Annotated in this window: 8 protein-coding genes and 1 pseudogene; 5 read left to right on the top strand and 4 right to left on the bottom strand. The window is 63.2% G+C overall.

Annotated elements, in window-relative coordinates; genetic code table 11:
- Both QRN45_RS10730 and QRN45_RS10725 read left to right on the top strand, forming a co-directional pair.
- Positions 1-141 (top strand): annotated as a pseudogene (locus QRN45_RS10730) (lipoyl synthase); the annotation flags it as partial.
- 89 nt (positions 142-230) lie between these two features.
- Positions 231-995 (top strand): DUF4191 domain-containing protein, encoded by a 765-nt coding sequence (locus QRN45_RS10725; RefSeq protein ID WP_241710371.1) that lies wholly within the window; start codon positions 231-233, stop codon positions 993-995.
- A gap of 82 nt (positions 996-1,077) precedes the next feature.
- On the opposite strand, the gene QRN45_RS10720 is transcribed toward QRN45_RS10725, so the two are convergent.
- The gene (locus QRN45_RS10720) at positions 1,078-1,515 is read right to left on the bottom strand and encodes an RDD family protein (RefSeq protein WP_284763301.1); all 438 of its coding nucleotides are present in this window, start codon (positions 1,513-1,515) and stop codon (positions 1,078-1,080) included.
- 317 nt (positions 1,516-1,832) lie between these two features.
- On the opposite strand from QRN45_RS10720, the gene glnA reads away from it, so the two are divergent.
- Entirely contained in the window at positions 1,833-3,257 is a 1,425-nt protein-coding gene (gene glnA, locus QRN45_RS10715; protein ID WP_078105547.1) for a type I glutamate--ammonia ligase, read from the top strand.
- Between the two features lie 256 nt (positions 3,258-3,513).
- Positions 3,514-4,260 (top strand): potassium channel family protein, encoded by a 747-nt coding sequence (locus QRN45_RS10710; RefSeq protein WP_284763300.1) that lies wholly within the window; start codon positions 3,514-3,516, stop codon positions 4,258-4,260.
- A 98-nt stretch (positions 4,261-4,358) separates the two neighbouring features.
- Here QRN45_RS10710 and QRN45_RS10705 read toward each other — a convergent pair whose 3' ends face one another.
- Positions 4,359-4,523 (bottom strand): DUF2207 domain-containing protein, encoded by a 165-nt coding sequence (locus QRN45_RS10705; RefSeq protein WP_139359516.1) that lies wholly within the window; start codon positions 4,521-4,523, stop codon positions 4,359-4,361.
- A 336-nt stretch (positions 4,524-4,859) separates the two neighbouring features.
- Between QRN45_RS10705 and QRN45_RS10700 the strand changes: the two genes are divergently transcribed.
- Positions 4,860-5,120: a hypothetical protein gene (locus tag QRN45_RS10700; RefSeq protein WP_241710368.1), complete on the top strand. Its 261-nt coding sequence runs from the start codon at positions 4,860-4,862 to the stop codon at positions 5,118-5,120.
- 7 nt (positions 5,121-5,127) lie between these two features.
- Here QRN45_RS10700 and QRN45_RS10695 read toward each other — a convergent pair whose 3' ends face one another.
- Both QRN45_RS10695 and QRN45_RS10690 read right to left on the bottom strand, forming a co-directional pair.
- A complete protein-coding gene (locus QRN45_RS10695; RefSeq protein ID WP_284763297.1) occupies positions 5,128-5,649 on the bottom strand; it encodes a GNAT family N-acetyltransferase in 522 nt (173 codons plus the stop codon).
- 52 nt (positions 5,650-5,701) lie between these two features.
- Positions 5,702-8,713, bottom strand: coding sequence for a bifunctional [glutamine synthetase] adenylyltransferase/[glutamine synthetase]-adenylyl-L-tyrosine phosphorylase (locus QRN45_RS10690; RefSeq protein ID WP_284763315.1), 3,012 nt, complete (start codon positions 8,711-8,713; stop codon positions 5,702-5,704).
- Positions 8,714-8,719: the final 6 nt, after the last annotated feature.

The raw sequence follows: 8,719 nt of genomic DNA, 5'->3' as shown, positions 1-8,719 counted from the left end.
CGCGCCGGACGCCTCTGGGCCACCGCGATGCGCAAAAAAGGCCGCGAAATCCCCGCGCACCTCGCCCACATCGCCGAAGGCATCCAAGACTCCGGCACCACCCGCCAGGAAGCCCGCACCCTCCTCGCACACCACGCATAGCACGTCGGCAAAAGCACGGTCAAAGGACCGGATCCCGGACAAATCCGGCGTCCGGTCCTTTGGCATAAATCACGTAGAATTAAGGCACTATGGCGAAATCCCCTGATTCCAGCAACTCGACAACATCGGCTGCCGACGCTCCCAAGCGCGGCTTGTTTTCCCGCAAGCCCAAGGAAGCCAAGGCCAAGAAGCCGAGCCAGCTGAAGCAGATCGGCGAGGTCTTCAAGATGACCCGCCGGAACGACCCCATCGTCGTGTGGCTCATGCTGCTGGCGTTCCTCGGCGTCGTTGCTGTCAGCCTCATCGTCGGGCTCCTCCTGAACAACTGGATCACTGGCTTGATCATCGGCATCCCCTTGGGCCTGCTGGCAGCTGTCTTCATCCTCTCGCGCCGCGCGGAACGGGCTGCCTTCGCGCAGATCGAGAACCAGCCCGGAGCATCCGGTGCGGCGCTGGGGACCCTGCGCCGCGGCTGGATCACGGAAGACCAGCCGGTCGCCGTCAACCCGCGCACCCAGGACGCCGTCTTCCGCGCCATCGGCCGTCCCGGCGTCGTGCTGGTCAGCGAAGGACCTTCGCACCGCGTCAAGCCGCTGGTCGACGCCGAGCGCAAGAAGCTCTCCCGCATTCTGCCGAATGTCACCATTCACGTGATCGAAAGCGGCCGAGGCGAAGGCCAAGTACCGATCAGCCAGATCGCAAAGACGATGAACAGGTACAAGAACGAGCTCACCAAGGTTGAGGTCGGCGCTGTCAGCAAGCGGATCTCTTCGCTGGGCAACCGCCTGCCGATCCCCAAGGGAATCGACCCCTACAAGGCACGCCCTGACCGCAAGGCAGCACGCGGACGCTAACTACAACGCCAGCCGCCCGTTCCTGGAATCCCCAGGAACGGGCGGCTTTTTCGTCTGCTGTTATTCTTTGTCGCCGTAAAAGTTACATCCGAATGAGGATGGTATTCACGGCCCGGTCGTGGAGGCCGCGTTGGTCGGGGTCGAAAACGACCGCAGGAATCACCAGGCACAGGAGGACCGTCCTGACGAAGGCGGCCAAGGGCCCCGCTTGTGATCCTCCGAGCCGTACGACGTGGATCCCGGCCACCCGGTGCCCGATGCTGTAGCCCAGCGTGCCGATGAGAAGGATCTGCTCCACCGCAAACACTGCAAGCGTTGCCCATTGGTTGCCGCTGAAGGCAAAGTTGCTGATCGCCAGGGCAATGACCCAGTCAATGCAGATCGCCAGGATGCGACGACCGGCCCGGGCCATGGAGCCGGGACCGGACTCGGGCAGGCCGAGCCGCGCTCCCGGGTACTTGGAAATTCCGGACGTGTCCGGCCCTGTGAGCCATGAACCAATATCTTTACGATCAACCACACGTCAAGCTTACGGCTTCACCACCCGATGCCCGGCGGCGGGGGCCGCGGGCAGTGGATCGTTCACGGTGCTCACAAGGAAACGGACACACGGACGAAAGACATAGACTGGCACTGCAGTAGACAAGTAGCGTTTACACGGCAGGCAGTTCTGTAACCTGCTCGAAACAATACTGACACTCCGGGGAAATCCCATTTCCCTATGGTTGGAGAAGTTGCTAGCCGCCGCTTCGGGGATACTTTTTTGTTTCCCTGCTTTCGGTTTGCGCTGGATCAGACGGCCCAAGGGCCTGTTACCTGTATGCGTTAGGAGCATAGATGTTCAAGACTGCGGACGAAGTCCTCAAGTTCATCAAAGACGAAGACGTAAAGTTCGTCGATATCCGCTTCACCGATCTTCCGGGCGTCCAGCAGCACTTCAATGTGCCGGCCAAGAGCGTCGACGCTGACTTCTTTGTCAACGGCCAGCTCTTTGACGGATCTTCCATCCGCGGTTTCCAGGGCATCGCCGAGTCCGATATGCAGCTCATCCCGGACGTCACGACGGCCTTCATCGACTCCTTCCGCATCGAGAAGACCCTCGCGTTGAACTTCTCCATCGTGAACCCGCGCACCGGCGACCCGTACCACCGCGACCCTCGAGGCGTTGCCGAAAAGGCCGAAGCGTACCTGGCCTCCACGGGCATTGCCGACACGGCATTCTTTGCCCCCGAAGCCGAGTTCTACGTCTTCGACAACGTCCAGTTCGAATCCTCCCCGCAGGGTTCCTTCTACAAGGTCGACTCGATTGAAGCCCCGTGGAACACGAGCCGCGAAGAAGAAGGCGGCAACCTCGGTTACAAGACCCCGTTCAAGGGCGGCTACTTCCCGGTTGCGCCGGTTGACCACCAGGCCGACCTCCGCGACGCCATGTGCATCGCCCTGGACGAAGCAGGCCTCGAAGTCGAGCGCTCCCACCACGAGGTCGGTGCCGCCGGCCAGGCAGAGATCAACTACAAGTTCACCACGCTGGTGCACGCAGCCGACGACCTGCAGAAGTTCAAGTACGTCATCAAGAACACCGCATGGGAGTACGGCAAGTCCGTAACCTTCATGCCGAAGCCGATTTTCGGTGACAACGGCTCGGGCATGCACTGCCACCAGTCGCTGTGGAGCAACGGCGATCCGCTGTTCTACGACGAGAAGGGCTACGCCGGCCTCTCCGACACCGCGCGCTGGTACATCGGCGGTCTGCTGAAGCACTCCTCTGCCGTGCTCGCGTTCACCAACCCGACGGTCAACTCCTACCGCCGCCTGGTCAAGGGCTTCGAAGCTCCGGTCAACATGGTCTACTCGCAGGGCAACCGCTCCGCCGGTATCCGCATCCCGATCACGGGTTCCAACCCGAAGGCCAAGCGCATCGAGTTCCGCGCTCCGGACGCCGCGTCCAACCCGTACCTGGCGTTCTCCGCCCAGCTCATGGCCGGCATCGACGGCATCCGCAACCGCATCGAGCCCCCGGCTCCGATCGACAAGGACCTGTACGAACTGCCTGCCGAGGAAGCCAAGGACATCCCCAAGGCTCCGGGCTCCCTTGAGGAAGCGCTTGAGGCCCTGCGAGAGGACAACGAGTTCCTGCAGGCCGGTGGCGTGTTCACCCAGGACCTGATCGACACCTGGATCGAGTACAAGTACGAGAACGAGATCCGCCCGCTGTCGCTGCGCCCGAACCCTTACGAGTTTGAGCTCTACTACGGCGTCTAGCCAGATCACGCGGCGAAATCGGGCATAGCCCGCAGACAGTCCGCAAGAATCCGCACACAGAAAAGCCGGCCTCAGGTTTCATCACCCGGGGCCGGCTTTTTCGTATGTCGGGGCTCGTTCGGACCACCTCGACGTTCCCGCCTGGAGCGCCGCCCACGTCTCCTTCCCCCACGTGCCTTGGGAGCAGCGTGACGACTCTGGAAGCCGTGCATGCCAGACGGCCTGTGGCGCATGAGTCTTGCTCTACGATGCATCCATGACTCAACAACTCTGGCGCCGCTACATGGAGTGGCCGCTCATTGTGGCAGCCCTGGTTTTCCTCGCGGCCTACTCCGTCCAAGTCATCGGCAACCTTCAAGAACGCGCATCCGGCGTGGTGGACACGATCGTCTGGCTTACATGGGTGCTGTTCGTTGTGGACTATCTGGCAAACCTGGTCCTCGCGCCGCAGAGGGGACGGTGGTTCATCAGGAACCTTCATGAGCTCTTGATCCTCGCACTGCCTGTCCTGCGTCCTTTGCGCCTACTCCGGCTGGTGACCTTGTTGCGGGTGCTCCGGAAGACTGCCGGGACCGCGCTGAGGGGACGGATCGTCACCTTCGTGCTCGGAGCCGCCCTGCTCCTGACCTATTGCGGAGCGCTGGCTGTTCTCGATGTCGAAGAAAACGCTGACGGTGCAAATATCCGTAACTTCGGAGATGCCCTGTGGTGGGCGCTGGTCACAATTACCACTGTCGGCTATGGGGACCACTATCCGGTCACATTCACGGGTCGATGCGTGGCGGCCGGCCTCATGGTCTGCGGCATCGCGGTCCTCGGAGTGGTCACAGCATCGGTCGCATCATGGCTGGTGGAGCAGGTTTCCCAAGGGGCGGCAAGCGCAACGGCAAAGGCGGAAGAACCCCTTCGACTCGAAGTCCGGCGGCTTTCCGAGCAAGTGGAACGGCTCGCCGCCCTCATCGATACAGATGCCGCGGCGCCGTCGGATCATCCTCGTCCATAGCTGCTTTGGTCAAAAAGAAGAACGGCTGTGTCCGTTAAGACACAGCCGTCCTTGCCGTAAAGACCCCGGATCGCCGGGGCCGGACCCCCAAATTTTTCCTACACCCGCCGGCGCCCGCTAATCAACCTGAAGAGGAAGACGATAATCGCCAAGACGATCAGTATCGGGGCGATCCACAGAAGGAATCCCAGGGCCTTTACGGTTCCGCCAATGATAAAGAAAACGATCGCGATGACCGCGACGATTCCGAGGATGACATTCATGATGTACCTTCCGTTTCAGTCGTAAACATTCTGATGATTGCCTTTATCGTTGTGCAAACCTCAGCAACCTTACTGTAAGCATGCTTATTATTCTAATCCGGCAAGACCCTTTGACCCGATTGACGGCATAGGTGAGCGGGGGTCCGGCCAAACACCCGCATAGGTGAGCGGGGGTCCGGCCAAACACCCGCATAGGTGAGCGAGCGTCCGGTTCTGCCAATCCGACGGCACTGTCGCCGCTGAGGACACCGTGGTACGTTCGGCATGATCAGGATGCTCAAGAGAGTCCTCATCCCTTCCGGCTCCTGGCGAAACCACTCAAAGCGGAGGCATACGATGACAACCTTGGTGATCTTCCATGAGGTCGACGACGTTGAGCACTGGCTGGGCTCACCGAAAAGGCAAGAGATCTTCGGACCCATGGGCTTCACGGTCCGCACGTTCGTGGATCCGGCAAAAACCAACCGGGTCGGGCTGATCGTCGAAGTCCCGGACATGGAAACGTTCCAACGAATGATGGAGTCCGACGCTGCGGCCGAGGCGATGAAGTACGACGGCGTGCGCCCGGACACAATCGTGACGCTCGTCGAGTCCTAGATACGGCCTAGTCGCCGAAACCCCGGTACATGGTCCATTGCGGGCCGGCGGATCCGCCCAAGTACCTGCCCGCTTCGACAAAACCGGCCTTTGCGTAGGCAGCCTTGGCGGCGGGATTGCGTTCGTTGACGGCAAGCACGACGCCGGCCTGCCCGCCGCCCAGCCTCGCGGTCAGCTTCTGTGCTTCCCGGGCAGCGGCCGCAGCCGACAGGGCGCCCAGCCCCCTGCCTTGGTGCGGCCGGTCGATCAGGAAGCCACGCAAGAGCCAGGCCGAGTGGTCGTCGGGCCATCCAGCCAAGGTTGCGGCACACGCCTGCAAGGTGAAGACTCCTACGGCGGCACCGGCCGCTTCGATCACGTACGGCAGGCGGCTTTCGTCCTCCAGACCCATGATCATCATCGTGAACGGGTCCCCGACGAAGTCTTCCTGTCCCGCAGCCAGTTCCATGGTGGCGACGTCGCCCAGCGTGACGGCGCGGGCGTCGTCGTCGAGGTCCTTCAGGGGAATGAGCCACACGGTTTCCGGCATCCTTCGAGCTTAGCCGTCGCAGCGCACTCCACGGCGCGGCCCAGGCCGGCGCTCACTGGCCGTAGAAGTCCTTCTCAAAAACGGCCCGGGTCCGCCGGCTCAGGCGCAGATAGTCTTCTTCGAACACCGCGGCTTGCCCTGGAGCGTAACCACACCATCTCGCGACGGCCTCCAGATCCCTGCGGGAGGCCGGGAGGAGATCGGAAGCGCGCCCGGTGCAGATCACATTCGCGGAGCGGATACGGCTCGCGAGGCGCCAGGCTTTGCGAAGCAACACGATGTCACCCTTGGCGATCAAGTCCAACGACTCGATCGCGTCGAGGGCCTGAAGGGTGGATGTAGTCCGGAGTTGCGGCTGCTTCCCTGCGTGTTGGAGTTGCAGCAGTTGCACAAGCCATTCGACGTCGCTGAGTCCGCCCCTGCCGAGCTTGACGTGCCTGGCCGGGTCGGCGCCCCTGGGGAGCCTTTCCGACTCAACCCGTGCCTTCACGCGCCGGATCTCCCGCACATCCGTCTCAGGGAGCGATTCCGGGTAACGGATCGGGTTGATCAGCCGGACGAACTCGGCAGCCAATTCGTCGTTGCCTGCCATGGGTTGCGCCCGCAACAACGCTTGTGCTTCCCAGATGAGGGACCAGCGACGGTAATACTCGGCGTATGACTCCAGGGACCGGACCATGGCCCCGTTCTTCCCCTCGGGGCGAAGATCGGCGTCGACGGCGAGGACCCGCTCGGCCAGGATGGCCGGTTTGAGGGGTTGGGTCAGCAAGGTGGAAATATGTCCCACAATGGCAAGGGCTTGTTGCTGGGCCTCGGCTTCAGTCGCCCCGGGAAGTGCGCGATGGACGTACATGACGTCGGCGTCCGAGCCGTAGCCAATCTCCCGCCCGCCCTGCCTGCCCATGGCAACCACGAGCACCTGTGTCTTGAGGGGCCCGTCGGAACCCACGATGGCCTCGGCGACATGCAGCGCGCCCAAAACGGCGGCCCGGTCGGCATCGGCCAATGCCGCGCCCACTGCGTCTTGCTCCAGGAGGCCCGCACTGTCCGCGATGGCTATCCGGAGGATTTCCCGGCGCCTGATGAGCCGGATCAGCCGCATCGCGTTCGCGGGATCGGCATGGCGCGACATCTTGGACTGGATTTCCTGCCACTGGGCTTCGAAGCTGAGCGGCAGGAGTTCCTTGTCGGCGCCAAGCCAGGCAACGGATTCCGGGGACACCTCCAGCAGATCGGCGATCAACCGTGAGTTGGAGAGCACATGGCAGAGCCGCTCAGCTGCCGCTTGGGAATCCCGGAGCATCCCGAGGTACCAGTGGGTGGTTCCGAGGGCTTCGCTGACGCGCCGGAAGGCGAGCAATCCGGCGTCGGGGTCTACGCCTTCGGCGAGCCAGCCGAGCAGGATGGGAAGCAGTTGCCGCTGCAGGGCGGCACGGCGGCTGACCCCCGCAGTGAGGGCCTCGATATGGCGCATGGCGCCTTGCGGGTCGCGATAGCCGAGCGCCGCAAGCCTTCCTTGGGCGGCTTCCGGAGTGAGGCGGGCATCTTCGGTGCTCAACTTCGCGGCCGTGTTGAGGAGCGGCCGGTAGAAGATGCGGTCGTGCAGTTCTCGAACAGAGCGTTTTGTCTTCTGCCAGGTTTCGATCAGGGCGTCCGGATGTGGCCGCCCCGTGGAAAAGGGCCCCAGGACCGCCTTCGCAAGGAAACGGAGGGACTCTTGGCTCGTAGGCATGAGGTGGGTACGGCGCATCTGGAACAACTGGATGCGGTGCTCGAGAACGCGCAGGTAACGGTAGGCGGCGTCGAAGGCAGCGGCATCGACCCGTCCGATGTAGCCGCCCGCGGACAGCGCGGCTATCGCCGAGGTCGTATCCCGGCAGCGGAGCGTTTCGTCGGACTTTCCGTGGACGAGTTGCAGGAGCTGGACCGTGAACTCCACATCGCGCAGGCCGCCGGGACCCAGCTTGATCTGGCGCTGTTCTTCCGCGGGCGCAATGTTGTTCGTCACCCTCCGGCGCATCGCCTGCACCGATTCCACGAAGCCTTCCCGCCCGGCCGAAGCCCACACGAGCGGCTGGACGGCTTTCTCGTAACGCGAACCCAGATCCCGGTCCCCTGCGATGGTCCGGGCCTTGAGGAGGGCCTGGAACTCCCAGCTTTCGGCCCACTTCGCGTAGTAACTCAAATGCGAGGGCAACGTCCGGACGAGGGGTCCCGATTTCCCCTCGGGCCGGAGGTTCGCGTCCACTTCCCACAAACCGGGTTCGGTCCCCGTGGACGAAATGGCGCGGGAGATCCCGGCGGCCAGGGCCGTCCCGATCGTCGCGGCCTCGGCGTCCTCCAGGTCCGGCGCCTCAATCACGTAGATGACGTCGACGTCGGAAATGTAGTTGAGCTCCCGGGCACCGCATTTGCCCATTCCGATGACGGCCAGCCCGACGCCGGCAAGATCGGCGGGGTCGAAAGTCGCCGCGGCTTCTGCCCTGGCAACCGCCAAGGCCGCTTCTATCGCCGCACCGGCGAGGTCCGCTAGTTCGGCGCCGACGGCGGGCATGAAGTCCTGGGGACTGGCTGCGCAAAGGTCCTTGATGGCCAGTTCGGTGAGCCCGCGCCGGTAGGCCGTCCGGAGGGCGGCATAGGCGGAGGCTCCCGTCGTCGCGGCAACGGGCCTGGGCGAGTTGGGATCTGCCTTCACCGATCGGAGAAGCTTCCTCCGCAGCTCACCCGCATCGGCGGACAAAGGTTCCGGGCTGACGCGGACATCGAAGACGTCCAGGTGTTCCGGATGCCTGATCAGGAACTCCCCCAAGGCCTCGGATGCCCCCAGCAAGCGGTAAAGCGGCTCACTGCGATCCGGGTGCTCGCCCGCGAGCTGCCTGAGCGAGGGATGCTTCTCAATCAACCGGACGAGCGACTGGAGCGCGGTGTCAGGGTTCGCGCTCAGGTGCAGACCGGCAAAGATCGTTTCCTGGTCGATGCCGTCGAGTTCACGCGCGGCAAGGAAACGTTCACCTTTCTCAAGATCGCTGAAGCCGGCCGAGATGAGCCGGCGGGCCAGGCTCACACTCAC

Source organism: Arthrobacter sp. efr-133-R2A-63 (genome assembly GCF_030209795.1).
Taxonomy (GTDB): domain Bacteria; phylum Actinomycetota; class Actinomycetes; order Actinomycetales; family Micrococcaceae; genus Arthrobacter; species Arthrobacter bambusae_A.
Note: the sequence above shows the minus strand (reverse complement) of the source record. Positions and strands in the feature narration are given on the sequence as shown.

What these genes read in the sequence shown, in the direction of transcription:
- QRN45_RS10725 (WP_241710371.1), top strand. Translation starts at nt 231, where the DNA reads ATGGCGAAATCCCCTGATTCCAGCAACTCGACAACATCGGCTGCCGAC.
- glnA (WP_078105547.1), top strand. Translation starts at nt 1,833, where the DNA reads ATGTTCAAGACTGCGGACGAAGTCCTCAAGTTCATCAAAGACGAAGAC.
- QRN45_RS10710 (WP_284763300.1), top strand. Translation starts at nt 3,514, where the DNA reads ATGACTCAACAACTCTGGCGCCGCTACATGGAGTGGCCGCTCATTGTG.
- QRN45_RS10705 (WP_139359516.1), bottom strand. Translation starts at nt 4,523, where the DNA reads ATGAATGTCATCCTCGGAATCGTCGCGGTCATCGCGATCGTTTTCTTT.
- QRN45_RS10700 (WP_241710368.1), top strand. Translation starts at nt 4,860, where the DNA reads ATGACAACCTTGGTGATCTTCCATGAGGTCGACGACGTTGAGCACTGG.
- QRN45_RS10695 (WP_284763297.1), bottom strand. Translation starts at nt 5,649, where the DNA reads ATGCCGGAAACCGTGTGGCTCATTCCCCTGAAGGACCTCGACGACGAC.